General features: G+C 64.9%; 32 protein-coding genes. 20 read left to right on the plus strand and 12 right to left on the minus strand.

The window, feature by feature from the left end:
* Window positions 1–116: 116 nt before the first annotated feature.
* From F784_RS26695 to F784_RS0119580, 3 genes are read left to right on the plus strand one after another with little or no spacing between them, the layout of a single operon-like run.
* Window positions 117–347 (plus strand): hypothetical protein, encoded by a 231-nt coding sequence (locus F784_RS26695; RefSeq protein ID WP_019588416.1) that lies wholly within the window; start codon window positions 117–119, stop codon window positions 345–347.
* Window positions 344–1,378: a dTDP-glucose 4,6-dehydratase gene (rfbB, locus tag F784_RS0119575; protein ID WP_019588417.1), complete on the plus strand. Its 1,035-nt coding sequence runs from the start codon at window positions 344–346 to the stop codon at window positions 1,376–1,378. The genes F784_RS26695 and rfbB overlap by 4 nt, the downstream gene beginning before the upstream one ends.
* A complete protein-coding gene (locus F784_RS0119580; RefSeq protein ID WP_019588418.1) occupies window positions 1,375–1,605 on the plus strand; it encodes a sugar phosphate nucleotidyltransferase in 231 nt (76 codons plus the stop codon). The genes rfbB and F784_RS0119580 overlap by 4 nt, the downstream gene beginning before the upstream one ends.
* Window positions 1,606–1,719: 114 nt before the next feature.
* On the opposite strand, the gene F784_RS23935 is transcribed toward F784_RS0119580, so the two are convergent.
* Window positions 1,720–2,595: a S1 family peptidase gene (locus tag F784_RS23935; RefSeq protein WP_083939294.1), complete on the minus strand. Its 876-nt coding sequence runs from the start codon at window positions 2,593–2,595 to the stop codon at window positions 1,720–1,722.
* 330 nt (window positions 2,596–2,925) lie between these two features.
* Here F784_RS23935 and F784_RS0119590 point away from each other — a divergent pair, with 330 nt between their 5' ends.
* Window positions 2,926–3,201 (plus strand): hypothetical protein, encoded by a 276-nt coding sequence (locus tag F784_RS0119590; RefSeq protein ID WP_019588420.1) that lies wholly within the window; start codon window positions 2,926–2,928, stop codon window positions 3,199–3,201.
* Window positions 3,202–3,351: 150 nt separating this feature from the next.
* Here F784_RS0119590 and F784_RS26420 read toward each other — a convergent pair whose 3' ends face one another.
* The gene (locus F784_RS26420; RefSeq protein ID WP_157465390.1) at window positions 3,352–3,849 is read right to left on the minus strand and encodes a hypothetical protein; all 498 of its coding nucleotides are present in this window, start codon (window positions 3,847–3,849) and stop codon (window positions 3,352–3,354) included.
* A gap of 1,010 nt (window positions 3,850–4,859) precedes the next feature.
* Between F784_RS26420 and F784_RS26900 the strand changes: the two genes are divergently transcribed.
* A complete protein-coding gene (locus F784_RS26900) occupies window positions 4,860–5,363 on the plus strand; it encodes an Lrp/AsnC ligand binding domain-containing protein (RefSeq protein ID WP_019588421.1) in 504 nt (167 codons plus the stop codon).
* A 30-nt stretch (window positions 5,364–5,393) separates the two neighbouring features.
* Here the strand turns inward: F784_RS26900 and F784_RS25595 are convergent, their stop codons facing one another.
* Window positions 5,394–5,627: a helix-turn-helix domain-containing protein gene (locus F784_RS25595; RefSeq protein WP_245557960.1), complete on the minus strand. Its 234-nt coding sequence runs from the start codon at window positions 5,625–5,627 to the stop codon at window positions 5,394–5,396.
* Between the two features lie 118 nt (window positions 5,628–5,745).
* Between F784_RS25595 and F784_RS0119600 the strand changes: the two genes are divergently transcribed.
* From F784_RS0119600 to F784_RS0119650, 10 genes are all read left to right on the plus strand, one after another.
* Complete coding sequence (locus F784_RS0119600) at window positions 5,746–6,810, plus strand: hypothetical protein (RefSeq protein WP_019588422.1); 1,065 nt, start codon at window positions 5,746–5,748, stop codon at window positions 6,808–6,810.
* Window positions 6,807–7,118 carry a hypothetical protein gene (locus tag F784_RS0119605; protein WP_019588423.1) on the plus strand — a complete coding sequence of 104 codons (312 nt, stop codon included), beginning with the start codon at window positions 6,807–6,809 and terminating at the stop codon, window positions 7,116–7,118. The genes F784_RS0119600 and F784_RS0119605 overlap by 4 nt, the downstream gene beginning before the upstream one ends.
* Entirely contained in the window at window positions 7,115–7,375 is a 261-nt protein-coding gene (locus F784_RS26425) for a hypothetical protein (protein ID WP_019588424.1), read from the plus strand. Before F784_RS0119605 ends, F784_RS26425 begins: the two co-directional genes overlap by 4 nt.
* Window positions 7,372–7,623, plus strand: coding sequence for a hypothetical protein (locus F784_RS26430; RefSeq protein WP_019588425.1), 252 nt, complete (start codon window positions 7,372–7,374; stop codon window positions 7,621–7,623). Before F784_RS26425 ends, F784_RS26430 begins: the two co-directional genes overlap by 4 nt.
* Window positions 7,605–7,841, plus strand: coding sequence for a hypothetical protein (locus F784_RS26435; RefSeq protein ID WP_157465391.1), 237 nt, complete (start codon window positions 7,605–7,607; stop codon window positions 7,839–7,841). Before F784_RS26430 ends, F784_RS26435 begins: the two co-directional genes overlap by 19 nt.
* A 157-nt stretch (window positions 7,842–7,998) precedes the next feature.
* Window positions 7,999–8,553: a hypothetical protein gene (locus F784_RS0119625; protein WP_019588427.1), complete on the plus strand. Its 555-nt coding sequence runs from the start codon at window positions 7,999–8,001 to the stop codon at window positions 8,551–8,553.
* A gap of 205 nt (window positions 8,554–8,758) precedes the next feature.
* Complete coding sequence (locus tag F784_RS0119630) at window positions 8,759–8,941, plus strand: hypothetical protein (RefSeq protein ID WP_019588428.1); 183 nt, start codon at window positions 8,759–8,761, stop codon at window positions 8,939–8,941.
* 106 nt (window positions 8,942–9,047) lie between these two features.
* A complete protein-coding gene (locus F784_RS0119635) occupies window positions 9,048–9,590 on the plus strand; it encodes a hypothetical protein (RefSeq protein ID WP_019588429.1) in 543 nt (180 codons plus the stop codon).
* Entirely contained in the window at window positions 9,587–9,829 is a 243-nt protein-coding gene (locus F784_RS0119640; RefSeq protein WP_019588430.1) for a hypothetical protein, read from the plus strand. Before F784_RS0119635 ends, F784_RS0119640 begins: the two co-directional genes overlap by 4 nt.
* Window positions 9,830–10,236: 407 nt before the next feature.
* Window positions 10,237–10,842 (plus strand): hypothetical protein, encoded by a 606-nt coding sequence (locus F784_RS0119650; RefSeq protein WP_157465392.1) that lies wholly within the window; start codon window positions 10,237–10,239, stop codon window positions 10,840–10,842.
* Window positions 10,843–10,906: 64 nt separating this feature from the next.
* Here the strand turns inward: F784_RS0119650 and F784_RS0119655 are convergent, their stop codons facing one another.
* Window positions 10,907–11,563: a hypothetical protein gene (locus tag F784_RS0119655; RefSeq protein ID WP_019588433.1), complete on the minus strand. Its 657-nt coding sequence runs from the start codon at window positions 11,561–11,563 to the stop codon at window positions 10,907–10,909.
* Between the two features lie 275 nt (window positions 11,564–11,838).
* On the opposite strand from F784_RS0119655, the gene F784_RS0119660 reads away from it, so the two are divergent.
* Both F784_RS0119660 and F784_RS0119665 read left to right on the plus strand, forming a co-directional pair.
* A complete protein-coding gene (locus F784_RS0119660; RefSeq protein ID WP_083939297.1) occupies window positions 11,839–12,402 on the plus strand; it encodes a tetratricopeptide repeat protein in 564 nt (187 codons plus the stop codon).
* A complete protein-coding gene (locus tag F784_RS0119665) occupies window positions 12,399–13,712 on the plus strand; it encodes an O-antigen ligase family protein (RefSeq protein ID WP_019588435.1) in 1,314 nt (437 codons plus the stop codon). Before F784_RS0119660 ends, F784_RS0119665 begins: the two co-directional genes overlap by 4 nt.
* 99 nt (window positions 13,713–13,811) lie before the next feature.
* On the opposite strand, the gene F784_RS0119670 is transcribed toward F784_RS0119665, so the two are convergent.
* Together F784_RS0119670 and F784_RS0119675 are read right to left on the minus strand one after the other, a co-directional pair.
* Complete coding sequence (locus tag F784_RS0119670) at window positions 13,812–14,003, minus strand: hypothetical protein (protein ID WP_019588436.1); 192 nt, start codon at window positions 14,001–14,003, stop codon at window positions 13,812–13,814.
* Window positions 14,004–14,198: 195 nt separating this feature from the next.
* Window positions 14,199–14,381, minus strand: a complete 183-nt coding sequence (locus F784_RS0119675) for a hypothetical protein (protein ID WP_019588437.1) — start codon at window positions 14,379–14,381, stop codon at window positions 14,199–14,201.
* A gap of 205 nt (window positions 14,382–14,586) precedes the next feature.
* Here F784_RS0119675 and tnpA point away from each other — a divergent pair, with 205 nt between their 5' ends.
* Window positions 14,587–14,952: an IS200/IS605 family transposase gene (gene tnpA, locus F784_RS0119680; protein WP_019588438.1), complete on the plus strand. Its 366-nt coding sequence runs from the start codon at window positions 14,587–14,589 to the stop codon at window positions 14,950–14,952.
* Window positions 14,953–16,074 carry an RNA-guided endonuclease InsQ/TnpB family protein gene (locus F784_RS0119685; protein ID WP_019588439.1) on the plus strand — a complete coding sequence of 374 codons (1,122 nt, stop codon included), beginning with the start codon at window positions 14,953–14,955 and terminating at the stop codon, window positions 16,072–16,074.
* Between the two features lie 131 nt (window positions 16,075–16,205).
* On the opposite strand, the gene F784_RS24920 is transcribed toward F784_RS0119685, so the two are convergent.
* From F784_RS24920 to F784_RS0119710, 6 genes are all read right to left on the minus strand, one after another.
* Window positions 16,206–16,964 carry a phosphatase PAP2 family protein gene (locus F784_RS24920; protein ID WP_157465393.1) on the minus strand — a complete coding sequence of 253 codons (759 nt, stop codon included), beginning with the start codon at window positions 16,962–16,964 and terminating at the stop codon, window positions 16,206–16,208.
* Window positions 16,965–16,979: 15 nt separating this feature from the next.
* Window positions 16,980–18,422, minus strand: a complete 1,443-nt coding sequence (locus tag F784_RS0119695; RefSeq protein WP_051087008.1) for an exopolysaccharide biosynthesis polyprenyl glycosylphosphotransferase — start codon at window positions 18,420–18,422, stop codon at window positions 16,980–16,982.
* A complete protein-coding gene (locus F784_RS0119700) occupies window positions 18,419–19,198 on the minus strand; it encodes a WecB/TagA/CpsF family glycosyltransferase (RefSeq protein WP_026332603.1) in 780 nt (259 codons plus the stop codon). Before F784_RS0119700 ends, F784_RS0119695 begins: the two co-directional genes overlap by 4 nt.
* Before the next feature lie 339 nt (window positions 19,199–19,537).
* Window positions 19,538–20,785 carry an oligosaccharide flippase family protein gene (locus tag F784_RS25605; protein WP_211211919.1) on the minus strand — a complete coding sequence of 416 codons (1,248 nt, stop codon included), beginning with the start codon at window positions 20,783–20,785 and terminating at the stop codon, window positions 19,538–19,540.
* Window positions 20,782–21,720, minus strand: a complete 939-nt coding sequence (locus F784_RS0119705) for a UDP-glucuronic acid decarboxylase family protein (protein WP_019588443.1) — start codon at window positions 21,718–21,720, stop codon at window positions 20,782–20,784. Before F784_RS0119705 ends, F784_RS25605 begins: the two co-directional genes overlap by 4 nt.
* The gene (locus tag F784_RS0119710; RefSeq protein ID WP_019588444.1) at window positions 21,717–23,117 is read right to left on the minus strand and encodes a UDP-glucose dehydrogenase family protein; all 1,401 of its coding nucleotides are present in this window, start codon (window positions 23,115–23,117) and stop codon (window positions 21,717–21,719) included. The genes F784_RS0119705 and F784_RS0119710 overlap by 4 nt, the downstream gene beginning before the upstream one ends.
* A gap of 319 nt (window positions 23,118–23,436) precedes the next feature.
* On the opposite strand from F784_RS0119710, the gene F784_RS0119720 reads away from it, so the two are divergent.
* On the plus strand, window positions 23,437–24,168 hold a 732-nt coding region (locus F784_RS0119720), incomplete at its 3' end, for a WecB/TagA/CpsF family glycosyltransferase (protein ID WP_019588446.1).

Below are 24,168 nucleotides of genomic sequence, written 5' to 3' on the forward strand. Positions count from 1 at the left end.
CTCCTCGACGACGCCTACCAGGAGGGGCGTGGAGGTCCTCCGTCCGGCCCGGCCCCCGCGGAGCGGGCGGCCCTCGTGCGGATTACCTGGGTTGCCATCCCAAGCAGAAAGCCGCGGTGCTGCAGCACGTGGAAAGCGTGAACCGCGCGGTGGACCTCTTCGAGGCGCGCGGGCCCTTCGACGCCCAGCAGATTCGGCGCAACGCCGAGCGCTTCCGGCCCGAGCGGTTCCGGGCCGAATTTCAGGCGATCATGGAGACGGCGTACTCCGCCTTTCAGCACGGCGAGAACCCGGAACGGGCGGTCATGGGGCTGGCTGGAATCGGGGTCGGGGAAGGAACCGGATGAGGAACATCATCGTGACGGGCGGCTGCGGCTTTATCGGCAGCAACTTCGTGCGGTACTGGCTGGACAGGCACGCGAGCCACGTCACCGTGCTGGACAAGCTGACCTACGCGGGACGGCGGGAAAATCTGCATGACCTGTGGGGCGACCCACGCCTCTCGCTGGTCGAGGGGGACATCGGTGACCAGGCGTTGGTGCGCCGGGTATGCCGCGAGAGGAACGTCGACCTGATCGTCAACTTCGCGGCCGAGACTCATGTGGACCAGAGCATTCTCGGCCCGCTCGTCTTCACCGACACCAACGTCCGCGGCACGCATGTGCTGTTGGAGGTGGCGCGGGAATTGGGGATTCGGCTCCACCACGTCAGCACCGACGAGGTCTACGGGCATATCCCCGACGGCCACCAGAGCGTCGAGACGGACCCGCTCGCCGCGCGCAGCCCCTATGCGGCGAGCAAGGCGGCGGCGGATCAGCTTGTGCAGGCCTACTACATCACCTACGGTCTGCCCGTGACGATCACGCGCGGCGCGAACAACGTGGGGCCCTACCAGTACCCAGAAAAAGCCGTGCCCCTGTTCAGCACGAACGCGATTCTGGGCGAACCTCTCCCGGTGTACGGCGACGGCAGGCAGATGCGCGACTACGCGCACGTCCATGACCACTGCACCGGGATCGAGGCCGTGCTTCTGCGGGGCGAGATCGGGCAGGTCTACAACGTGGGTACCGGCCGCGAGATGACGAACCTGGAGATGGTGGACATCGTGCTGGACACACTGGGGGGGGACCGCGGCCTGGTGCGGCATGTCACCGACCGCCCGGGCCACGACCGGCGGTACTCGATGAACGTGGACAAAGTACGGGCTCTGGGGTGGGAGCCGAGGTACGATCCCAGGGAGGCGGTGGCCGAGGCGGCGCGCTGGTACGCCGGGAACCGCTGGTGGTGGGAGCCGATCCGCTCGGGCGCCTTTCGCGAGTATTACGAGCGGCAGTACGTGCGGCGGCTGGCGAGCGCCCCGACGGGGCAGCCGTCATGAACGCGGCGCCCACCACCTCCCGGCGGGGCATCATCCTGGCGGGGAGCTCCAGCACCCGCCCGCACCCCGCGACCCTGGCGGTGTCCAAGCAACTTCTCCCGACCTCCGACAAGCCGATGATCGACTACCCGCTCACCACCCTGATGCTGGGCGGGGACCCGGACGATGCCACCTGCCAGCTGGATGCGGGGTTTGTGGGGCCGGGCGAGGGGAACCCGGCAGGGTGACCGGCCAAAGAAAAGCCCCGCTCGGTTATCGTTGAGCGGGGCGCCAGGTTGTGGGGAAGGCACAGAGCTTAGCGTGGGGAGACGGCCGGATTGTCCCGCCCCCCACTACAGGTCCTACCGCAGGTAGGGATTGACGAAGTTTTGCGCCAGGGAGGTATCCAGTCGGAACGAGAAGTCGTTGCCCTTGCAGTTGGCCGTGATGCCGAAGGAAGTGATGGCGGCGATCACGTTGGTGTTGTTGAAAAAGATCGGCCCACCCGAGTCGCCGTAACATTGGCCGCCCCCACCATTGCCCGCACCGGGGTTGTTGGTGAGCTTGACGCTCTGGGTTCCGGTGTTCCTGCTGTTCACCTCAATGAAGCGCTGGAGCCCCTTGTAGCGGGCGTACTCGTCCGGAATAGGTTTATTGCTCGTTTCAGGCTTCCAGGCCTGCGCCCCGTAGCCCACCGGCTCGAACAGTTGCGCCTTGAGCTGGGCCTGCGGCGTCGTGTCGAAATAGCGCAGTGGAGGCAACTTGCCGTAGGTGCTCATGCTGACGGGACGACTCAGGATAACCAAGCCGATGTCGTAAGTGTTTGGGAACGCCGAGTAGTCGTCGTACTGGGGGTGTGGGATGACGTCGGCAGCCTTGATCCACTCCGCCGCGAGCCACACGGCCGTGCTGGAGTACTGGGCACGGGTCGCTAACGGGTCCTCAGCGAAACTGACGTAGGTCACGTCGTTCTTGTTGCCGCCCTCCTCCACGCAGTGTCCGGCGGTGAGCATCACCGTCGGCGAGAGGAGGGTACCCGTGCAACTGTAGTAGCCGACGCCATTTTGAACGAACAGGAGGGTCCCCACGTAGGGGTGTTCGCCCGCATCACGTTGACCCCAGGTGATCTGGGGTTGGAGGAGTGCTTGTGGGGCCTGCTGTTGAACTGATCCGCAGGCGGAGAGTGCCAGAGCCGAGATTGAACCTACTACCCATGCCGGTCGTCTGTTCCTTTGCATCGTGCTCCTCTCCGGGCAGCAGCGTTCCAGCTTTCTGCTCCGTTTCACTGTGCTGTGCCCGTACGCCCACTTTCACATGCTCAAGGGGCGGTCTGCAAGCCCGCAGAGAGAAGGCCCGCGCTCAGAGGAGGCGGGCCGGAATAAAGCTGGAAATGGAAGGGAGGGCAATGCGCCGCAGCTCGTCGATCCCTTGCCTTGGCGTGCATTGAGTGTAGGAGGAGGGGTGCGGCAAGTCTGTGAAGTTCTTAAAGCTGAGGTTAAGGTAGGACGGCGGGTGGAGCACAATGCAAAAGTGATCGTAGAGTAAGGGGACGCACTCTACTCTCCCATATGCCGCCCACCGACCTCACCACTGTCCTGATGGTGAACCTGCTCAGTGACGCCTATCAGGAGGTTCAGGGGGGTGTGCCGTCCAGCCTCACTCCCGCTGAGCGAGCCGCCCTGGTCGAATACCTGGGCGGCCACCCGGAGAAGAAAGTGGCCGTACTGCGCCTGTGGCAGGAGCGGTTGGTTTGGCAGAGGAGCGACCCGGAGAGCGCGGCGTCCTGGTTAGACAACGAGTTCCTGAGCCCGGACTCGCTCACCAGGAAAGAGGCCCGCCCTTAGAGGAGGCGGGCCGGACTGGAAGGGCGTGCAAGTAGATTACTGATAACGACTCAGGTTCGCGACGCCCATTGCACTTCTCGCCCCCGTGTTTCCGGTCAGCAGGGGTCCTCAACCCAGGGTCGCGTCTCAAATCAAGCCCGGAATCAATACTTAATCACAGTGTGGGTAATAGAGTACCTGACCGCTGGGTAATGTATATGCCGCGTAATAACCATTATTGAACCTGTCGAGAATCGTCGCCCAGGCCAACAACTGTTCCCGTGTCGCCGTTAACGTACCTTTGAAATATGCATCCGCCTTCAGGAACGCATCCCGAACCTCAGGGATGTCTGTCGTTTCATTCGCGCTGGCATCCAGCCCGTTCGCGCGAGCGGCAATATACTGGTGTGCCAGAATAATATAGGCATCACCACGCGGTGCGACGGACAGGAAAGACTGATAGGTGTAGCCCGTATTGAAGAAGGGTACGTTGGCGAGCGAGAAAGAGTGGTTTTTATAGTAGCCTTGCGTGCGGACGCAGAACTGTTTATGTTGGGCGGTCAACCCTCCGTTCGTCGGGTTCACTGCCATCGAAGGTACAGACGCTTGCTGACAAGCAGAGAGAACGACGGCTAAGCCGAGCCCTGCGACCCAGTGGGACCTGCTCATGACACTCCTCCTGGGAGTTCATTCCATGTAAGCTGATGCAACGGATGGGAAGCGTTCTTCATCCGTCATACTTGTCCGTTCAGGTGCATGAGGAGCCAAGCAGACCTCCATCTCCTGTAACGAGACTGTACCGATCAGTTCCCCGGGTTATTGTGGTACCCTTAATACTTTCCGCCTCTCACACCTTCTTGGATGAGGGTGGCCTTTTTAAATTCTTTACTGATGTTCACTTGTACAAAGTGTCACATACAAAACGAGCTAGATCGGTATAGCAGAGTTGCGTCCCTTCGGGACGACGTCTAGAGGCTGTTATATGAGCGAGTTATTGATTCCGGGCTTGGTTTGAGACCCTCGGTCCTCGTGTGGTTCACACCTGGGCGCGGCCGTCCACCAGGATCATGCGGACGTTCGGGTCTTCGGCGCTCGTCACGGGTGATTCCTTTTGGTGTCCTCGTCGGTGTTCTTGACCGTGGGGCGGGCACTGTACAGCTCCCCGGCGTTGTCCCGCAGGATGCGGTGGGCGGCCGCCCCCCCGCACGGTGAGGGCGTGGTCCCGCAACGCGACGAGGCCGCGAAAGGCCTTCGACAGCCCGCGCGTTTCGAGCAGGGGCGGTGGAGGGGGGGATGCGGAGAGTCCTGAAGCGGAATGAACGGTCAAGCCTTCCTCCTGGGCCGGGCGCCTGAAAGGACGGTCTCTGCTTCGACAGGATGTGAGCCCCACGTTACGGATGATTTCTCCCGCGCGCAAGTCGGGTGAATGCCATTCACCCGGACAGGCCACCCGTTTGACACCCTTCGCCGCAGCATGTCGATCCGGACGGGTGGACCACATCGCCCGGTAACGCCTCGCCGCCCTGCAACACGACGCGCAGGTGGGCCACGCCGCCCCCGGTCAGACCGTCGGCCTCTCGGCGGTCGGGGTGCACCAACGCCTCTAGCGGCCGCGGTAGCGGGGCTACATTCGGCGTACCGTCGCGCTGCTCGGCCGCAGGAAACTCGGCTTCGACCTCGTGGGTGTCCTGCTCGTCAACTTCCGGTCGAACCCGCGCCCGGAGAACCTGGGGGAGCTCAAGCGCGCCGTGGCGGGCCTCCCGCAGGTGCTGGGATGCTACGCCGTGACGGCCATGAGCGATGCCATCCCCAAGATCGCCGTGCGCGACCCCACGGAGCGGCGCGACCTTCTCCAAACCTTGGCCCTCGTGCAGGACGTGATCGAGCGCGTACGGACCTGCATCGTGCTGGAGGAATTCAAGGACGGCCCGACCTGCCGTTGGGCGCCGCGCGCGAATCCAGGGCTAGCCCGTAGGGGGCTGACAGGACGCTGCGCCCCACCTCCAGGCGAGGACGCCCGCCGGGAGTTCCTGCCTCCCCTGGGAAGAAGGGCGTCGTCGAGCGAGGAGCGCGTCCGCCAGAATGGACGCGCGCTCCCCGCGGAGCTTGAGGTCGCACACACCCTCTTTCTCGCGTCTGGAAGAGCTTTTTCACTACCTATCCAGGTGCAAGTTCTGAGTTAGACGGGGTGAAGGCGCCGCCGGAAGTCGCCTTCACCGGTCAGATTTCTTGACGGCAATGATCTCCACCCCAAGTTCGTCAAGGATGCGCTGCCAGTTTTCGGGGATTTTGCCAACCGTACCATTTAACAGCCTGGTGACTGCTGGCCGCGCCAGACCAGTCCTGCGAGCAAGTTCCCCCTGAGAAATGTCCTTCTCAAGCATGACCTGCTTGACAAATGCGCGGACATCCTCGTTCATTCCCGCCAAGTTATCACTGCTGTCCATTTCAAGAAGCTAAGAAACTTGACCTGTGGTAACAGAATGTGTTACCTTTGCCGCACCGAAGGGGGGAGAAGGCCTAGGAAACCTTCCCCTTCGGGAATCCAACCTGTTGGAGGATCAGATGACATCCTACACCACTGTCGGGCGGACGGGACTGGCGGTGTCGCTGGTGAGGGAGACCCTCGGCCAGCAGCCCGTGGTCGCGGTGCCGACACCGTTCATCACGCTGCTGGGGGACTGCACGGCGGGGGCCTTCCTCGCCCAGTGCTGCTACCTCAGTGAGCACGCCGCCGACGCCGAGGGCTGGTTCGAGCACTCGCACGAGGCCTGGCGGAGGGTCCTGAACCTCTCCCCGGAGCAGATTCGCCGCTGCCTGCGCGTCTGCGCCGGGGTAGTCGAGGTCAGGCGCAAGGGGCTTCCGGCCCGCAACTTCTTCAGGGTGAATCCGGAAGGCATCCGGGAACGCCTGGCGACCCTCCAGCCCCCCGTGGAAGGCGGGCAGGAGACCAGAACCGGGCAGAACAGGGAAGGAGATCCCACCGCTCTCCGCGCTCCCCTGACCGGGGTGTCCACTGTCTCCAGTGACCGGGAAACCCCGTCGCCGGTCGTCCCGCAGACCCCGCCCCCTTCCTTTAGAGAGAAAGAGAAGGTTGAAAAGAAACACCTCCCCACACCGGGCCAGGACGACGTGTGCCGCACTCCACCGGACAGCACGGAGACGCTCGCCCGGCTGCTGGGCATCTGGAACCGGCACCGGGGAGCCCTGCCCGAGGCCAGCGGTCTGAGCACCCCCCGCCGCAAGGCCCTGGACACCCTGCTGTCCGACTGTGGCGGCGACCTGGAGGCCGCCCTCGCGCTGCTGGCCGACGCCACCCGTGAAGTCGCCCAGGACAGCTTCTGGACCGCGAAGCGCTTTGGGATCGACACGCTGCTGCCCAAGGTCCTCGGGCGCGCCGAGGCGTGGCGGGCGCGGTCCCAGGCTGCGGCGCCCACCGGCTCTGCGTCCACGGCGACGCTGGCCGAGTACGGCGTCGGGCAGTTGGTGACCTACCGCCGGGAGCGCTACGCCGTCGAGGCCATCACCGACCGCTACATCGACCTCTACGACGCGGAGAACGGCTCGGCCCGCATCCTGATCGGCTCGGATGACGTCCGCTCGATCCGCCCCCTGGAGGTGCAGGCATGAGTCCCCGGGCCACCCTGACCGTCAGCCCCGGGGTCTACCGGCGGCACCTCGTCCGCCCCGAGGTCCTGCCGACCCTTCTCGCCCGCAGCGCCGAGGTCATCACCGACGAGCAGGTCGACTGGGAAATTCAGGAGGGCGCGTCCCCCTTTCTGGTCAGCGACATCGACTATGAGCTGTACCACCCGGCCCAGCGGCCGCTGGGCGGCGTCATCGACTGGCAGTTGAGCGGCTGCGCGACGGCGGTCCTAATTGCCCTGCGCCTGATTGCCCTGTGCGAGGAGGCCGAGATGGCCGGGGGGCGCGGATGACGCCGCCCAGCGTGGGGGTCAGCCCCCGGCTGGACCTAAATCGCCTGCCGGTGATCCTTCAGGATGTGGGCGGGAGGATGACCGGGCAGGACGCGCCGGGTCACGTCTTGGAGGGCCTGAGGCCCCGCCGGACGTCCCCCGACACCCGCCGGTCCGAAAGGTGGCCCGCCCCGACCTGCTGGGGCTCCCCGGACCGGAGCCCTGCGGCCGGGGCGACCCTGGCGGTGCGGGCCGGGCACGCCGGGGAGAGCGCATGATCACCGATCTGCACTGCCGCCTGCTGGGCCTGGTGGTGGCCCGTCCCGCCCCGGTCCCGGCGATGAGGGTGATGCTCGAACGGGAGGCCAAACGGCAGGCCACGGGCCTGCTCAGCCTGCCGGGGCTGGCGACCGGGGGTCCAGCCCTGGGCCGACGGGAGGCGGGGGAGGTGCGGGTGACCCACCTCATCGCCGGGGGCTATCTCTGGCAGGTCAAAGACCCCTGGAGATGGTGGCGTCCTACGTGATGGGCGCGGTGGACGCGCTGAGTCAGGGGGCCGAGGTGGACTGGGTGTGGTCAGGCGGAGCCCACATGAACCAGGAGGCCTGCCTGAGGGCGGCGTGTGACCGGGGGCTGGTGGATGAGATGCGCCCGCTGTTCGTGCTGAGCCGCACCCGCGAGCAGGTCGTGATCCGCGCCTGGTCCGGGGATGAGGAGGGAGACGAACTCCCCTGCCTCGTCTGAGTCCCGCCCGCCCGTCAGCCGGGGGGCAGCCTGGTCCGTAGGAGCGCCGTTCGGGACGACCGCGCCTGCGGCCACCTCCACCGCCCTCAGCCTCCCCGGCGGGTCGCCCCCATCTGCTCCCACCGTACCCAGCCCCCGTTGTCCTCAGGAGGACGCCATGGAATTCGACTTTGCCCGTGCCCACTGCCGTTTCCTGAAGGTGGACACCTTGCGGGAACCCGGGGACCACCCCGGCCCCCTGCCGACCCGCGGCGTCTCCCCGAGTGGGGGCGCGGCGGCCTTCTTCCGCGACCAGCAGGGGGTGTCCCCGGCGTACCGCAGCGGCCCGCTGTTCGGCCACTGGGAGGCGGGGGGCGAGAGGCTCCAGGTCGTCTGTGCCGCCATGGCGGGCTACATTCGCTGGTCGGACTACGACCCGGGGCAGCCGTTCGCCATGCACGCCGAGTACGTCCTGGGCTGGACCGACGCGCTGCGGGCGGTGGTCTTCCCGGACCTCGACTGGGTGGGGCAGTGGCTGGCCTTTCCCGCCAGCGTGGCCGGTCCGCGGGAGGAGGCGCGCCTGCTGCGCCAGGCGCACGCTCTCCGACTGGTGGACCGCCACCGACCCCTGCTGGTGCTCGGGCAGGGCCGCTCGGGCCTGGAGGTGCGCGCGTCCACCCTCGACGCCCAGGACGGCGAGCGGACGCTGGAGGTGCAGGAGGTCACCGGGTGACCTTCCGCCGGACCCCGATGAGGTGCTCCCACGGGTGGGGCCAGGTCAGGTTGGAGACCCAGGGTGGGCGTGGGCTGCAGTTGGACCGGGCCGAGCACGGGGGCACCCTCACCCTGAACCCACGGGTGGAACCACAGGGAACCACAGCGGCAGGTACCCGGCGCGGGCCTGATCCGGCCGAGTTCCCATGTCATGAGGAGGCCCCATGCAGATCACCGAGCCCGACGCGCTCCTGATTCTCCGCCCCGAGCTGCGCGACCCGGAGCTGGAGCGCCGCCGCCTGGACACCCTGGCGCGCAGCGAGTGGCTGATCGACCTCGCCACCCCCGAACATCTCCAGGCCGGAATCCCCCTGCCCGACCGTCCCCGGAAGCCCCGGCCGCGGTGAGGCCGCGCCTGGCCCTCCGGCGCCTCGGCGCCGCTCCCGCCCTCGCTACCCTGGACCAGAAGGAAGACGCGCGGATTGGGCCGTTCGGAAGGCCGCCGAGGTTGCCATGACGGATGCCCCTCACCTGAGCCTGCCCGTCATCTCCAGCCAGGACCTCTTCCCCGACCTCGAACAGCGGCCCCGGCTCCTCCTGGGAATCGAGCCGGAATGGCTCACCCGCGGCATCCGCCTGCACCCCTCCCGGACCTGGCATCACGTCCGGCACCAGGCCGGTGGCCTGCACTGCGCGCAGGTCGAGCTGCTGGCCACCGAGCTGACCCCCCGCCCCGAACGGGAGGCCGGTCTGCGGCAACTCGCCGACCTGTTCGCGGACAGCAACCTCAGCGGGTGGGGCACCACCATCGACGACCTGGTGCAGTACCGGGAGGCGCTGCGCGAACGGGTCGGCGTGGACTGCAACCTGAGCTACCGGGATTTCCGGGAGGCGATCTACCCGGTGGACGTGACGCCCCGGCACCTCCGGCACCTGACCGCGGACAGGCTGCCGGAGCGGCTCGACGACCTGCTGGAGGTGGACAACCCCGTCATCCTGGCCCTGGGGATGGTCAACCGCTGGCGGCTGTGGATCATCGCCGAGAACTCCGATTGAGGGGCCAGCGGCTCAGTCCGGCGCAGCGGCGGGGCGTCAACCGGGTCTTCGTCGACCTCGGCAAGGCCATCGCGGCGTACGAACGCCGCCTCGGTTTCGGTGAGTCGAAGTTCGACGGTACGTGCGCGCCGGGGGCGCGTGACGACGAGTTCAACGGCCTGAGCGAGTCCAGCGGTACGAACCGCACCGACTGCTCCGCACGGTGGCTGGGCGTCGGCATGGCCCGGGCGGCACAGTGACTTCGCCCCCCACCTCCAGAGCCCGGGCCTGGCCGCTGGCGTTCACGGTGCTGGCGGTGGGCCCGCTGCGGGGAGTGCTGGCGATGCGGCGCCTGGCCGGGACGCCGGACGCGGCTGAGCGCTGGAGGACGGGGAGGGGTGCGCGACGTACCTGGGGGCCATGCGCTCACCGGCCGGACCGGGGTGCATGTTGGGCTACAGGCGCAACGGCACTCCCGCCATCGTGCCGTCCATAGAGGCGTCACCGGGCTGAACGGCGGCCCCATCCGCATAGAGAATCGTGACGGTATGAATGGGAGCGTCGCAGTCGAGACATGTGTAGGCGGAGCCATCGGTGATGTCTGACTTGTAGATCGGTCTTGCGTCGGTCGCCCGCGCGTACGAAGAGCTCAGCCCTTCGCCGTTTTGTGAAAACTTTTGAAGAATTAGGTGAATGCCGCTGGTATCATGGCGACCAACCTGTCCTGTACACCCTTCAGGAAGGGCAGGGTCGAAGCGGTGAGGCTGAAGGCCATGAAGCCGACTTCCTGAAAGGAAACGCGATGAAGAAGTTCTTCCTGGTTGCCGTCGCCACGGGTCTTCTGGCCGTCACGGCTGCAGCCCAATCCTCCCAGGTGACGGGCTACAGCGCCCTGATCGCCATTGGGAATGCCCGGGGCGTTCAGCCTCCCCTCACCGTTGCCCGGCTGCAAGGCCTCAAGGCAGGCACCTCTACCTACCGCCAGATTATGGAGAAGCTGCGCGTGTCGCCCAGCGTCTTCGCGGGACTGCTGAAGTACGGCAATACCCTCGCTCCCAGTTCCCTCATCACCCGGGCGGCTCTGGAGTCGGCGACGGGCAAAACCCTCCTTGAGGGTTCGGTTGCTGGTCTGATCAAGCAAAATCCCAAGCTTGCCGTGAACGACCAGCAGAGCCTCAACACGCTGCTGAGCGATCCGACCACCTTGGCCCTTGCAAACGAGGCGGCAAACAACGCTGGGGCCCCCATCACGCCACGGGGTGGCGGCAACTAACGGTTCAGCAAACCGAGAGGGGAGGGGGCGCTGATGGCGCCCCCTCCCTTTCTGATCCCTGCCGTTACTTGAGCAGGCGCTCGGTCAGCGCGGCGCGCACTTCAGGGAGAGAGGTCTTAAGCGGGGCCAGCGAGCGCTCGGTCAGCAGCGCCTGCGCGTTCAGGAGGGCCTGCTGCTTGACCGCTTGGCTAGCGAGGTCCGACTGCGTGTTCACCTGCACGAACACGAAGTTGGCCGCCTGATCCCCACCCGCCGTGTTGGTCCAGGTGCCCTCGCCCATAATCATCGCCTTCCCGTCCTTGGTCTCAACGCGTCCATCGGTGTCGGTCATGACGAAGCGGGTCGCGCTGGCCTTTTCCGGCACCATCCCGATGGCGAGCGCCGCACCCGTTTGAACGCTCACTGAACCGATCAGGCCCGTGCCCTGCTCGTCGTCTTGCGTGCAGTCGCTCCGGAGGCACCAGGCCATAAACCCGCCCCCGGCGTTCTTCACGCTGTTGTCCGAGTACTTGTCGGTGATGGCGGCCACGCCGTATCGCTTGGTGTTGTCAGCCAGAATGGCTACGAACACCCAGTCGCCGCGGTAGGGCGTGCGGGCGTCAGTCGATTGCGTCACGCTCGCGTTCGGGTTGTACGGGTAGCTCGTGTCGGGTGTGGTCGTTCCCCCGCCACACGCGGTCAGGCCCAGCAGAAGGCCTCCCAGCAGAAACGTTTTTTTCATCTGTCTTCTCCTCATCAAGAAAGTGGGCCCACTGGGCAGGGCGGGACTTCCGCAGCGTCAGCTGGATTCGCGGCTGGGACGGAGCGTGCAGGAAGCGGGACGGACGGGTGAGGCATAAAGCTGAATGAAGAAAAGCGGGCTACTTTTTTTCAGCCTCTCACCCATCGTCGCGGAAATCCTCATCTTTCTCCGTCAAAAATTTCTCTCTCCCCGCCGTTCAGTGTCACTACACTGACGGGGCATTCATCACCCGGCTTCATCACACCCCCCTACCTATGACTCAATCCTTACCGTTCCCCTGGTTCCTCGCCGTGCCCCTCCTGTTGCCCCTCGGCGTTCCAGTAGGACGGGCCCTCACGGACCTCCGCGCCGAACAGCTGGTCCGGCAGGCGGACGCCCGCCAAAACCTCTCCCTCTTCGACGAGGCGCTCGCACTGAGGCGGCAGGCCGCCCGCCTCAGCCCGGACGACGCCCGGGTGCAACTCGGCCTCGCCGAGAGCCTGCGGGGCCTGTGGGCCTTCCGGGAGACGGACGTCCTTCGCCGCGAGGCGGACGCCGCCTTTGAGCGCGCGGCGGCGCTCAGCCCCCACTCGCCCGTGCCGCACTACGAGCACGCCCGCATGTACGCCTTCAAGGAGCAGTACGCCCGCGCGCTGAACCTCCTGGACCCGGCCCTGCGGCTCGACCCGAACAACGCCGGGTACTGGCTGGAACGCGCCCGGTATCTGGAGGCGCTGCACGAGAGCTCACCCGCGCGGGAAGCCTACACGCGGTGCCGCGCCATCGACCAGGTGTGGGAGTGCGAGAAGGCGCTGAAGCGTCTGGGCGGCGCGTCGTGAGGCCCCGCCTGGCCACGGCCCTCGAAGGGCTCGCCCTCGCCCTCGCCTGCCTGACCCTGCTGTGGGGCCCGCTCGCGCAGGGGAGCACCTTCGGATGGGGCATGAGTGGCCTGACCATCCTGGGCTGCCTGACCTTCGCCCTCACCCTGCTCGCGCTGGGCATGCGGGGACAGGTTCGTGTGACCCATCCCTGGTGGGTGGGGGCTGCGCTCGCCTTCCTCGCCTGGGTGTGGGCGAGCACGGGCTGGGCGGCGTACCAGTGGGAAGCCTGGCGCTGGGCGGGCGTTTGGACCGCCGTCCTCGGAACGGCCCTGAGCCTGCACCTGCTCGCCCGGACCCGGCGCAGCCAGAGCGCGGTCCTGACCGTGTCGCTGCTCGCGGCCGCCGCCTCCGTGACCGTGGCCCTGCTTCAGGAACGCGGCATCACGCTTCCTGGTTACCTCGCCCTGCCTGGGACGCCGGAGAAGTACCTCACCGGCCCTTACTTTCACCCCAGCCACTTCAGCGGCTACCTGATCGTGCCCGCCGCCCTGGTGAGCACTGTCTTGCTATGCACCCGACCGGGCTGGCTCACCCTGCCTCTCCTGGCGCTCGCGGTGGGTATCCAGTACGTCAACCTGAAGACGGATGGGAGCAGCATCCCCGCCGTGATGCTGGCCGCCCTCATTCCCGTCGTCGTCTGGGCCTGGACGAAACGGGCCTGGCTGGGAGCTGTCCTGACCCTCCTCGCGCTGGCGGCTGGGGGAAGTGGGCTGTATCTGCTTGCCACACCGCAGGGACAGGCCCTCTTCGCGCAGCACAAGGCGGAGCTCGGCATTCACAGCCAGAACCTGGAAGGCTTCCTCGACACGCGGCGGGCCATCCACCGATTCCCGCTGGAGATGTGGCGCGATCACCCCGTGACAGGGACCGGCGTCGCCCAGTTTCCGTCGCAGTTCTTTGAGTATCGTCGGCCCGTGGCAGAGGTCACCGGGGGAGCGGACCGCGTCTTCGTGAACTACGCGCATAGCGATTACCTTCAACTGCTCGCCGAACTGGGCACGGTCGGTCTGGCGCTGTTCCTCCTGATGCTGCTGTTCAGTGTCGCCCGCCGCCCCCGCGGCCTTGCCGCACTGGCCTGGCCCGCGATGCTGGCCACCTTCCTGTGCACGGGGCTTTACGACAGCCACCTGACCGCCATCCCGGGAACCATGCTCGCGGCCCTCGCGCTGAGCGGTCTGCCTGCCCTGCCGCGCCAGGCAGCGGGGAAGGAGGAACCAGAATTAGAAGGGGAGGCCCCTCAACCCCCTGCGGAACTCGTGCGTGCCTGACACGCTGGACGGCAACGGGGGGAAGGGGACGATGAACCTCCCCCTGGAGCCAGCCGGGATAGCCCTCCGCCTGCGGATAACGGCTTCTGCACTGAGCTGTCAGGCGACGGGGTAAGGCTCGGGGCTCTCCGAGCCTGGCTGCCCCCGCCCCCGCCGCAGGGCCTTCAGCGCCAACGCAAACTCTTCTTGCTGCCGCGCCATCTGTTGCCGATACCACTCGGCCCTCAGGAAATGCACGACGCTGAACGCCAGGCACACCACCGTCAGCACACCGAGGATGAGGGTCACCATGCCCAAGCTTGATCCCGGGAGCGCTGCAAGAAAGTTAAAAGCTGACGGGGCAGTCGGGAATCCAGTCTGATTGGATGAACCCCAGATCAGGTGACCGGTAACTTGACGTGAACTGGGTTTCCTTCGGACCCTCGACTGATCCAGCAAAAGGTAAAAGCGCCATTCCGGGGAAGGCGCCTTCTTTCTGTTCTGTGTTTAGCCCTGGGTCCAGCGGCGCAACTCCCGCTCGAACTCCCGGGTCTTCTCCCGCTCCGCGCGGCGCTCCTGCTGCTGCTTCATGGAGTGCTGAACTCGCTCGTGCAGCGAGCGGCCCCCGAGGGCGGCGATGGTCGCCAGCACGGACCGCTCAAAGCTGGTCAGGGAGTTGTTGTTAAGCATATGGGAAGTTTACGAAGGCGAGGTTAACAATTCTCTTACAGAAGAGGGTCTGGGCGGGAAGTCCACCTCTAAAGGGGTGGATAGCCCAACTGCCCGAAGGGCAATCGGCTGATGTTGACGGTTAAGGCAGAAGCGCCGCCGCCTCGTCTTTCACCCATGCTACATTGTGGAAGTGACGACGCCGTATCTACACTAGAACACCTCCGTGTCGCTCCTGCGATACCACTTCGTGTTCTGCCCCAAGCGCCGTAGGAAGGTGGTGGTGGGCAACGTCGCCACGCGGTTGAGAGATCTGCTGACCGAAAAGGCCGCCGAACGGGGCTGGGAAATCGTGGCGCTGGAAATCATGCCCGACCACGTTCACCTGTTCCTCGGCACCGACCCGGATGTGTCGCCCACACAGGTCATGCACGCGCTAAAGGGCTACACCTCCCGCGTTCTGCGAGAGGAGTTCCCCGAATTGCGCTCCATGCCGTCCCTGTGGACGCGCTCCTACTGGGTCAGCACAGCGGGCAACGTCAGCGCCGAAGTCATTGAGCGGTACATCGCAGAGCAGAAGACGAGGGACTGAATGTTGAAGGCGTTCAGGTACAGGCTCTACCCCACGAAGGCACAGGAAGCTGTGCTGTACGAGCAACTGAGGCTGTGCCGCAACCTGTACAACTGCGCCCTTCAGGAACGCCGGGACACCTACCGCAAGGCCGGGAAGACCGTGACTGGGTACGACCAGATGAAGTACCTGACGGAAATCAAGGCCGCGCTGCCGGAGTACAAGGGGATCTACTCCCAGGTGCTTCAGGACGTTCTCAAGCGGCTGGACAAGGCGTTTCAGGGCTTCTTCCGGCGCTTAAGGGCAGGGCAGGCGCCCGGCTACCCGCGCTTCAAGGGATGCGACAGGTACGACTCCATCACCTACCCGCAGTCGGGGTTCAGCGTCTCGGAGAAGTCCGCCTACTTCTCGAAAATCGGCAACGTCCGAATCCGGCTGCACCGCCCGATGGAGGGCAAAGTCAAGACGGCCACCATCACGCGGGACTGCAGCGAGTGGTACGTGTCCTACGTGTGTGAGGTGGAAGCTCAGCCGCTTCCCGCAACGGGAAGCTCGGTGGGGGTGGACGTGGGGACCACCTACTTCTGCATCACTTCCGATGGGGAGTTCGTGGAGAACCCCCGGCATTTCCAGACCGCCATGAAACAGCTGCGGGTCGCTCAGCGTGCGGTGGCCCGCAGGCGGAACAAGCGCAGCAACCGCAGGCGGAAGGCCGTCTCCAGGGCCGCCAAGCTGCACCGCAAGATCAGCCGTCAGCGGTTGGACTTCCACCACAAGACCGCTCTCAAGCTCGTCCGAGAGAACGACTTGATTGCTCACGAGGACCTCAACGTCGGCGGGATGGGGCGGGGCAACTTGGCCCGCAGCATTCACGATGTGGGCTGGGGTCAATTCTTCTCTCTCCTTTCCCAGAAGGCAGAATGGGCCGCACGGAAAGTGATGCGCGTAGCCCCCCGGCATACCTCTCAGCGGTGCAACGCCTGCGGGCACACCTGCCGGGAGAACCGGGTGAGTCAGTCACGCTTTCGATGTGTCGCCTGCGGTCATGTGGACAATGCTGACCTGAACGCAGCGCGGAACATCCTGGGGCGGGCCGCCCCTTCAGGCATCAACGTAGCGGTAGTGAACGCAAGCGTTGCCTGAGAAGCTAACGGATTTATCCGTTGGTAGGTCACATTTTCCACAACGCGCTCTTTGAGCTGTCGTAGTGCGAGCCACCGCTTCAGCTGCCTTGTTAAAGGAGAAGTGGACGGCCCAGCCAGTGTTCCGGGCCCCTAGCCCCAGCGGCGATCTTTCGCCTGCGGCCCTCCTTCACGCCGGAAGATCAGCCCCTTGATCTTCCGGTAGAGGCGCTGAACTGCAGAAGAGCGCATGGCTTGGGCGAAGGCCACGACCCAGGCAGTCCCGAGCGCCCAGCCCGCCAGCACATCCGTGGGGTAGTGCGCCCCGAGGTAGACACGCGACACGCCCACCAGGGATACGAGCAGCAGGGCCAGCCCCGCGACCGGCCAGCGCCAGGGCGAGGACCAGGTCAGCAGGACGGCCACCAGCCAGAGGGCGGTGATGCCCACCGTGTGGTTGCTGGGAAAGGTGTATACCACCCGGAAGAGCAGCCGCAGGGAGGGCAGGGCGGGCGACTCGACCAGGGGAGGGAGCTGCCCCGCGGAGAGCCCGCCCAGATTCACCTCGGGCCGTTGAAACACGTGTTTGAGCAGCACGCCCATCACCCCGGCACCCCCCACGCCTCCCAAGACCAGCATCCCCTCGCCGACCTGCCGGAAGCGGAGTAGTTCGCCCCCCAGCAGGAGGCCAGTGCCGGTCACGACAGGAGCGCTGCCTAAATTGGTCAGCACGGCCATGACGACATTCAGCACTGGCGTCTGGTGAGCCTGAACACGCATCAGCATGGTCCGGTCCCACGCCACGCCGCCGGGGGTGCCGATCCAGAGCACCAGGCCCAGGAACACCAGCAAGGGCAGGACGATTCCGAGCGCGGCGCGAATCACGGCCGCCTCGGGCCACCGAGAAGGCAAGTCCGTCTCAACCCCTCAGTACGCGCCCGAACCCAGCAGCACCACACGGACTGTGCGGACCAGGATCACGAAGTCCAGCCAGATGCTCCAGTTGCGCACGTAGTACGCGTCCCAGCGCTCCATGCCCGCGTTCCCGGCGTCCGAGCGGCCCGAGACCTGCCACAGGCCGGTCATGCCCGGGCGCGCTTCCAGCCGCAGGGCCCGCACACTCTCCGGCAACTGCTGCTCGTGGTAACGCGGCAGCGGGCGCGGCCCCACCAGGCTCATCTCGCCGCGCAGCACGTTCACGAGCTGCGGCAGCTCGTCCAGACTCGTCTTGCGCAGGAATGCCCCCACGCGCGTGATGCGGGGGTCTTTCTTCAGCTTGAAGTTCGCCTCCCACTCTGCCCGCAGGGCTGGGTCCTCCGCGAGCCTGCGCTTCAGGACCTCCTCGGCGTTGGGAAGCATGGTGCGGAACTTCCAGGTGCGGAACATCCGCCCGTTTTCCCCCACCCGTTCCTGAAGGAAGAGGGGATGGGCGCGGTCCTCCAGCCAGATCAGGAGGCCCAGCAGCAGGCAGGCGGGGACCCAGACCAGGCCGGACAACACCACGGCGATCAGGTCGACCGCGCGTTTGGTGAACCGTGCCACGGAGTTGTGCAGGTTGCGCGTGAGTTCCAGGCCCAGCACGCCCCCCAGGTCCCGCGTCTGGGCCCACAGGGACTGCACACCGAACAGGTCGGGCACGAGCAGCACGCGGCGGTGGGACCGCAGCAGTTGCTCGTGGAGCGCCAGGAGGTCGGCGCGCGGCAGGTCCGGGAGCGCCACGACCGCCAGGGGAGCCCCCCGCGAGGTGCTGTGTGTTCCCCCCAACACGGGCACGCCACACACCTCTGTCCCCGCAAACGCCGCGTCATCGTCGAACACGCCCACCGGCAGGTAGCCGAACCCCGGGTTCTCGACGAGCGCCTCCACCACAGGACGGCCCATGCTCGCTCCGCCGTACACCACCGTCGGCAGGCCCCACAGACGCACCCGCAGCAACGCCCACTTCGCCAGGGAACGCGCGAGCAGCACCAGCACCGCCGCCACCCCGAATTCCAGCGCGGTGACCGCCACGTCCTGCCATGAGCGTTCCTCCACGAGGGCCACGGCGAGCGCGCGGGCGATGAACAGCGTGCCCAGCAGGTTCGTCGTAAGGCGCATCTCCTCGGGCATTCCCAGGCCCCAACTGGGCAGCAGGCCCCGAGCGAGCGCTCCCAGCGGCCACAGGAGCAGCACGAAGGCATCCCAGTGAGGGTGCAGCGGCAGGTGCAGCACGCTACCGCGCGCCCAGGACGCGAAGGCCATCGCCAGAGCGAGCGCCCCCAGATCACCCAGCAGCATGACAAGGCCGTTCAGGAAGCGGCGGCGCCAGTACCAGGAGGATGATTCGGCATCAACCGCCTGGAACGGGCGAGCAGGAGCTACTGCGCTCACGGCGCCACACCATTCCGGCGAACAACCTTCGCCTGCCACAAGTCACGGGCCATGAGTGGCACGAGCGTCCAGGGTTCTACGAGGTAGCGGCCCGCCAGGCGCTTGGGCTCGCTGTACAGACGGTAAAGCCACTCCAGCCCCATGCGGCCCATCCAGCGGGGCGGGGTGGGGACAGCGCCTGCTACGTAATCCATGCAGGCGCCCGCAGGCAGCACGACATGAACCTTGAGGGCGGCACGGTTCGCCTTGATCCACTTCTCCTGGCGCGGCATGCCCATACCGACAAGCAGGATGTGCGGCGCGACCGTATTGATTTCCTCCACCACTTGCTTGTTCTCGACGCTGTCTGTCGTCGTGTCGAAGTACCCGTGGTGTGTCCAGATTTGGAGCTCGGGAATTTCCTCCCTCAGCACCTCTGCGGCCTTCTCACCCACGCCTGGTTTTCCGCCCACGCAATACACTCGCCAGCCGTTCTCCGCCGCGAAGCGCATAAGAGGGTGAATCCAGTCCACGTATGTCACGCGATGATCCTCGCGCAGTGAACCTCCGAGTAACTGTCCCCACTTGACGAGGGACATACCGTCAATGTGTATGTATTCAACGGAGGCGTAGAATCTCCTCAATTCCTCGTCTCGATGAAAAAGGGCGATACTATGCAAGTTATGATTAGCAATGATGGTATTGCTGTTATTTAACACGGTCTTTGTAATCACGCTATGCAAATCCGATATGCGCATCGTGTTTACGGATACACCAAGAACTTTAATTTGTTGCATTGCGTACCTCCGATACTTGTCCAACTGTGTGTCTGATTGTCTGCATCTTTGTTCTCCACCTGTGTTTGGTGGAAACATGTTGACAGGCATTGCATCTTATCTACGGCCGCCGCTCACACAAAAAGTAAACTATTGCGAAGACATATACATGTACTTGGTATCATCTAAATCTAACACGTAGATGGATATGCCAATGCCTGTAAAACGTTTCACGCCATCTATTGCGAAGATTATTTCGCCTTGTCGCCACAATGTGATTGTGGGGCCCAGGAGGTAGTGATGTTTGAGATGTATCTTACTTACGCGATGGGAAGATTACTCAATACATTAAAATTGCTATTAAACAGTGACATGCTTCAATTTCCTGTTGCTCTTTACCACTATGGCCCAAAGCGTTAACATTAATATAAAATCGCTTGCGAGGCTGGACCATATGGCGCCCACATACCCATACGAAGGTAGAAGCCATAAGTTTAGAAGAATGTTTAGAACTGCCACTCCAACTTGTACGGCGGCGCGCACACTTTGCCGCCCTGCTCCTGTTAAGGTATCTGCGGCGAAGTAATACAGTGTTTTAAGTAGCACGAGTGGGGACAGCCAGCGCACCACGTCTACTGTCTCCGTAAAGTTGGAGCCGAACAGCAAGGGGAGTAGAGGTGCTACGGCGTATAAGACAGTGGCTGCCACCAATCCGTAGACAACACCCCAGGGTATAAGTTTGATTGCAAACGCTGCGCTGTCACGTATACCGCCTTCGCCTGTTTGGAAAAACTTCGCGTAGGCAGCGTATAGCAAGGACCGGACAGGTGTGAACGCCACATCGATTATTCGGTATGCGGCGGCGTAAATGCCTGCGGCATCAGAACTTACCAAGCGGGCGAGCATAGTCTTGTCAATGTCATTGTATATTGTCTGCGCGCTAAGACTGACAGCAAAGGCGCCTCCCTCGCGGTACTCGCGTAGCGTAGGGCGTGGGTCAAGAGGTCCCCAGCCAACGTCACGCCAAACCCATGCAAGCGCGATGAGAGCGCTAATAGCTGTGCTTGCCAGATACAGGCCTGCCCAAGTCAGGGCCGTTTTTGGGAAGGGTATAGTAAATAGGAGTGCTGCCCCACCCAATCGCGAGAGGCTGAGCAAAAGCTGCATGGCTGCTGTACGCTCCAAGCGTTCGACCGCTTGGAACGCCTGCCCGGCGAGATCAAGAAAGCGCGCGAACAGAAGGTCTGATACGGCAACGAGCAGCACGAGCAGGATGGGCGTCGTGGGTGGCAGCGCGAGATGGGACGCGGCCGTCACAAGAACAATCAACACGCCTGCACTGAGAAGGGTGGTAGCAATTGCTGATCCCCAGTAGGTCGAGAATTGGTCTCGATTGCGAGCTACATATTTTACAAGAATATTACCGCTTCCCCAGGTTGAAAATGGAGCGGCAACGTTGATGAGGGCACTCGCGGCAATGAACGCACCGTACCCGTGACTGCCTAAAGCTCGCGCAATTAGGATAAAATACACAAATTGCACGAGCGACCGCGCCCCAAGACCGCCGAGCATCCAAAAGGCGTTTTGCAGGAGAGAACGTTGTTTCACAATGGGGGAGTGGGATGTAGGCTGGCGGCCACCATGCGCTGCAATCCTTCTTGCAAGGGAACGGCAGGTGTCCAACTCAACAGATTACGGGCAACGGTAATGTCCGGCCTTCTTTGTTGTGGGTCATCCTGGGGCATAGATTGGAACGTAATCTCCAAGGCGGGGTTGGTCCTGTCACGGATAATCCTGGCGAAGTCCAGAATGGTGTACTCGTCCGGGTTCCCCAGGTTCACTGGCTGGTGATACGTCACTCCCATCAGTCGCACGATGCCTTCGACCAGATCGTCCACGTACTGGAACGAGCGCGTCTGCTGCCCGCCGTACACGGTGAGGGGCTTGCCCTCCAGCGCCTGGTTGACGAAATTCGTCACCACCCGGCCATCGTCGGCGCGCATCCGGGGACCGTACGTGTTGAAGATGCGGATGATGCGGGTGTCCACGCCCTTGTGGCGGTGGTACGTCATCGTCAGGGCTTCGGCGTAGCGCTTCGCCTCGTCGTAGCAGGAGCGCGGGCCGTTGGGGTTCACGTGCCCCCAGTAGCTCTCGGGCTGGGGGTGCACCAGCGGGTCCCCGTAGACCTCGCTGGTGCTCGCCAGCATGAAGCGGGCGCCGTGCCGGTGCGCGAGTTCCAGCGCGTGGTGGGTGCCCTGCGCGCCGACCATTAGGGTCTCGATGGGGAACTGCTGGTAGTGCGGTGGGCTGGCGGGACTGGCGAAGTGCAGCACCCAGTCGAGGGGCTGGCCTTCGTATGGGATGCCGGAGCTGACATCCGCGCGGATGAAGCGGAAGTTCGGGTGCCCAAGGAACATCTCGGTGTTGCGCTTCTGCCCGCTGATGTAGTTGTCCACGCCGACGACGGTGTGGCCCTCGTTCAGAAAGCGCTCGACGAGATGGCTGCCGATGAAACCGGCGCTCCCGGTAATAAGGATGTTCACGCAGTGCCCTCCAGGGCGGGCGTCTTCTCCGGCAGTTCCTTGCCGATCTGTTCGATGGTGGCAGGGACGTCCAGGGGTTCGCTGATCACATTGCGCGCGTCAATCACCAAGGGCCGCCGCATGGTCTGCACCGCTGTATTCCAGTCCAGACTGCGGTACTCGGCCCACTCGGTGGCGATGATGAGGGCGTCCGCACCCTTCAGCGCGTCCAGGGCGGTGGGCGCCTCGATGTACCGCAGGTGGCCCCACTCCCGGCGAGCCCGGTCCATGGCGATGGGGTCGTGGGCAACAACGGTCGCGCCGAGCTGGTTCAGCCGGGCGATGAAGTCGTGGGCCGGGGCGTCACGCAGGTCGTCGGTGTTCGGCTTGAAGGCCATGCCCAGCACCGCCACCCGCTTGCCCTTGAGCAGCCTGGCGTGCTTCTGGAGCTTCTCCAGGACTACGCCGCGCTGGCGCTGGTTGACGTTGATCGCGGCGCGCAGGATGGGCATGTCGTAGCCGTACTCGCTGCCAGTGCTGATCAGGGCGCTGGTGTCCTTGCCGAAGCAACTGCCGCCCCACCCGGCTCCCGCCGCCAGGAAGCGGTGCCCGATGCGCTGGTCGAAGCCGATCCCGGTGGCGACCTCGTCGATGTTGGCGCCCACACGCTCGCACAGGCCCGCGACCTCGTTGGCAAAGCTGATCTTGAGGGCGAGGAAGGCGTTGGCCGCGTACTTGATCATCTCCGCGCTGGGCAGGGTCGTCTCCACCACGGCGGGCACGGTGTACTCGCGCGGGCGCGCGACGTACGCGAGCGGCTCGAAGGTCTGGTGAATCAGGGGCGCGTACAGGTCGCGCATCCGCTCCACGGCAAGCGCATGTCCACCCAGGACGATGCGGTCCGGGTACAGGCTGTCTCCCAGCGCCGTGCCCTCGCGCAGGAACTCGGGGTTGGACACCACAAAGTACCTGTTCATGTGGTAGTCGACGGCGTGCTCCTCTAGGATCCGGGTGACCCAGTCCCCCGTCCCGATGGGCACGGTGCTCTTGTTGACGATGACCTGCACCTTGCCGTTGAGGTTCTGCGCGATGCTGCGTGCGGCGGCCTCCAGGTAGGTCAGGTTGGGGCGGCCATCCGGCAGGGGCGGCGTACCCACGCAGATGAAGATCACGTCCGCGTGCGGAATGACATTCTCGTAGTCCGTCGTCCAGCGCAGGTTGTGCCCCGCGTCCGCCAGGAGCTGGTCGAGGCCCGGCTCGTAGATGGGGACCTCGCCCCGCTGAAGCTGGGCAATCTTGTTGGGGTCGATGTCAATGCCGGTGACCTGGTGGCCGAGGTGGGCGAGCAGCCCCGCCGTGCCCAGCCCGACGTACCCTGTGCCGATCACCGCGACCTGCTGAGGCTTCCACTCATTCATGCAAAACGCTCCTGTTCCGGCGTGTGCCCGGAGTGCTGCCTGGCCTGCTGGCTGCGCTGTTCGGGCAAGTTCCCCCGATGGGGGATGCGCTGGGTGAGAATGATGGGGTAGAACATCGTATTGCTTCTCCTCGGGGCTCATGAGAAACCCAAACGTTCCTTCAGAGAAGGTAGCGTTACTCTTCACGCTGGGCTCACGAAAAGTTCGCATTGAGCCTTGCTTACATTCCCGCGAAGCGGGGCGAGCGTGGGAAGGGGAGAGGTGGGGGCGTGTTGGCCGATTTAGCTTTTTTGAAGCGGCCCCTGGAACAGGCTGAAGCATGCCGACCTTCTCTGGCGGGGTAACCGCGCAGACCCCACCGACCTCCCTGCCGGATCACGCCCAGAGGCCCGTTTCCCGCCCACTCCTGGGCACCCGCATCGACGCGACCAGCTACGCCCAAGCGGCAGCAGACGTGATCACCTGGGCGCAGGCCGGGGGCCCCCGCCGGGTCCACGCCGCCAACGTCCACATGGTCATGGAGGGAGTGGACGACCCCAACTTCCAGGCCGTCACCAACTCCGCCGACTTGGTCACGCCCGACGGGATGCCGCTCGTCTGGGGGTTGAAGCTGCTGGGGGTCCGGGACGCCGAGCGGGTCTACGGCCCCACCCTGACCCTGCATGTCTGCGAGGCGGCAGCCAAAGCGGGGGTGCCCATCGGGTTGTACGGCGGCACGCCCGAGAGCCTGGGGGACTTCCGGGCTTTCCTGGAGCGCCAGTTCCCCGGCATCCAGGTGGCCTGCACGATTGCCCCGCCCTTCCGCCCGCTGACGCCCGAGGAGGACGCCGAGGACGTCCGGCAGATCCTCGCCTCCGGGGCCCGCATCCTTTTCGTGGGGATCGGCTGCCCGAAGCAGGAGTGGTGGATGTACCGTCACCGCGACCGGCTGCCCCTCACCATGCTGGGGGTGGGCGCGGCCTTCGACTTCCACTCGGGGCGGGTCCGGCAGGCACCCGGGGCGATGCAGCGCCTGGGGCTGGAGTGGCTCTTCCGGCTGGCGATGGAGCCC

Source organism: Deinococcus apachensis DSM 19763 (assembly GCF_000381345.1).
Taxonomy (GTDB): Bacteria; Deinococcota; Deinococci; order Deinococcales; family Deinococcaceae; genus Deinococcus; species Deinococcus apachensis.

Excerpts from the sequence above, each read along its gene's own strand:
- rfbB (WP_019588417.1), top strand. The coding sequence starts at position 344 with ATGAGGAACATCATCGTGACGGGCGGCTGCGGCTTTATCGGCAGCAAC.
- F784_RS0119580 (WP_019588418.1), top strand. The coding sequence starts at position 1,375 with ATGAACGCGGCGCCCACCACCTCCCGGCGGGGCATCATCCTGGCGGGG.
- F784_RS23935 (WP_083939294.1), bottom strand. The coding sequence starts at position 2,595 with ATGCAAAGGAACAGACGACCGGCATGGGTAGTAGGTTCAATCTCGGCT.
- F784_RS0119590 (WP_019588420.1), top strand. The coding sequence starts at position 2,926 with ATGCCGCCCACCGACCTCACCACTGTCCTGATGGTGAACCTGCTCAGT.
- F784_RS26420 (WP_157465390.1), bottom strand. The coding sequence starts at position 3,849 with ATGAGCAGGTCCCACTGGGTCGCAGGGCTCGGCTTAGCCGTCGTTCTC.
- F784_RS25595 (WP_245557960.1), bottom strand. The coding sequence starts at position 5,627 with ATGGACAGCAGTGATAACTTGGCGGGAATGAACGAGGATGTCCGCGCA.
- F784_RS0119600 (WP_019588422.1), top strand. The coding sequence starts at position 5,746 with ATGACATCCTACACCACTGTCGGGCGGACGGGACTGGCGGTGTCGCTG.
- F784_RS0119605 (WP_019588423.1), top strand. The coding sequence starts at position 6,807 with ATGAGTCCCCGGGCCACCCTGACCGTCAGCCCCGGGGTCTACCGGCGG.
- F784_RS26425 (WP_019588424.1), top strand. The coding sequence starts at position 7,115 with ATGACGCCGCCCAGCGTGGGGGTCAGCCCCCGGCTGGACCTAAATCGC.
- F784_RS26430 (WP_019588425.1), top strand. The coding sequence starts at position 7,372 with ATGATCACCGATCTGCACTGCCGCCTGCTGGGCCTGGTGGTGGCCCGT.
- F784_RS26435 (WP_157465391.1), top strand. The coding sequence starts at position 7,605 with ATGGTGGCGTCCTACGTGATGGGCGCGGTGGACGCGCTGAGTCAGGGG.
- F784_RS0119625 (WP_019588427.1), top strand. The coding sequence starts at position 7,999 with ATGGAATTCGACTTTGCCCGTGCCCACTGCCGTTTCCTGAAGGTGGAC.
- F784_RS0119630 (WP_019588428.1), top strand. The coding sequence starts at position 8,759 with ATGCAGATCACCGAGCCCGACGCGCTCCTGATTCTCCGCCCCGAGCTG.
- F784_RS0119635 (WP_019588429.1), top strand. The coding sequence starts at position 9,048 with ATGACGGATGCCCCTCACCTGAGCCTGCCCGTCATCTCCAGCCAGGAC.
- F784_RS0119655 (WP_019588433.1), bottom strand. The coding sequence starts at position 11,563 with ATGAAAAAAACGTTTCTGCTGGGAGGCCTTCTGCTGGGCCTGACCGCG.
- F784_RS0119660 (WP_083939297.1), top strand. The coding sequence starts at position 11,839 with ATGACTCAATCCTTACCGTTCCCCTGGTTCCTCGCCGTGCCCCTCCTG.
- F784_RS0119670 (WP_019588436.1), bottom strand. The coding sequence starts at position 14,003 with ATGGTGACCCTCATCCTCGGTGTGCTGACGGTGGTGTGCCTGGCGTTC.
- F784_RS0119675 (WP_019588437.1), bottom strand. The coding sequence starts at position 14,381 with ATGCTTAACAACAACTCCCTGACCAGCTTTGAGCGGTCCGTGCTGGCG.
- F784_RS0119685 (WP_019588439.1), top strand. The coding sequence starts at position 14,953 with ATGTTGAAGGCGTTCAGGTACAGGCTCTACCCCACGAAGGCACAGGAA.
- F784_RS0119700 (WP_026332603.1), bottom strand. The coding sequence starts at position 19,198 with ATGCAACAAATTAAAGTTCTTGGTGTATCCGTAAACACGATGCGCATA.
- F784_RS0119710 (WP_019588444.1), bottom strand. The coding sequence starts at position 23,117 with ATGAATGAGTGGAAGCCTCAGCAGGTCGCGGTGATCGGCACAGGGTAC.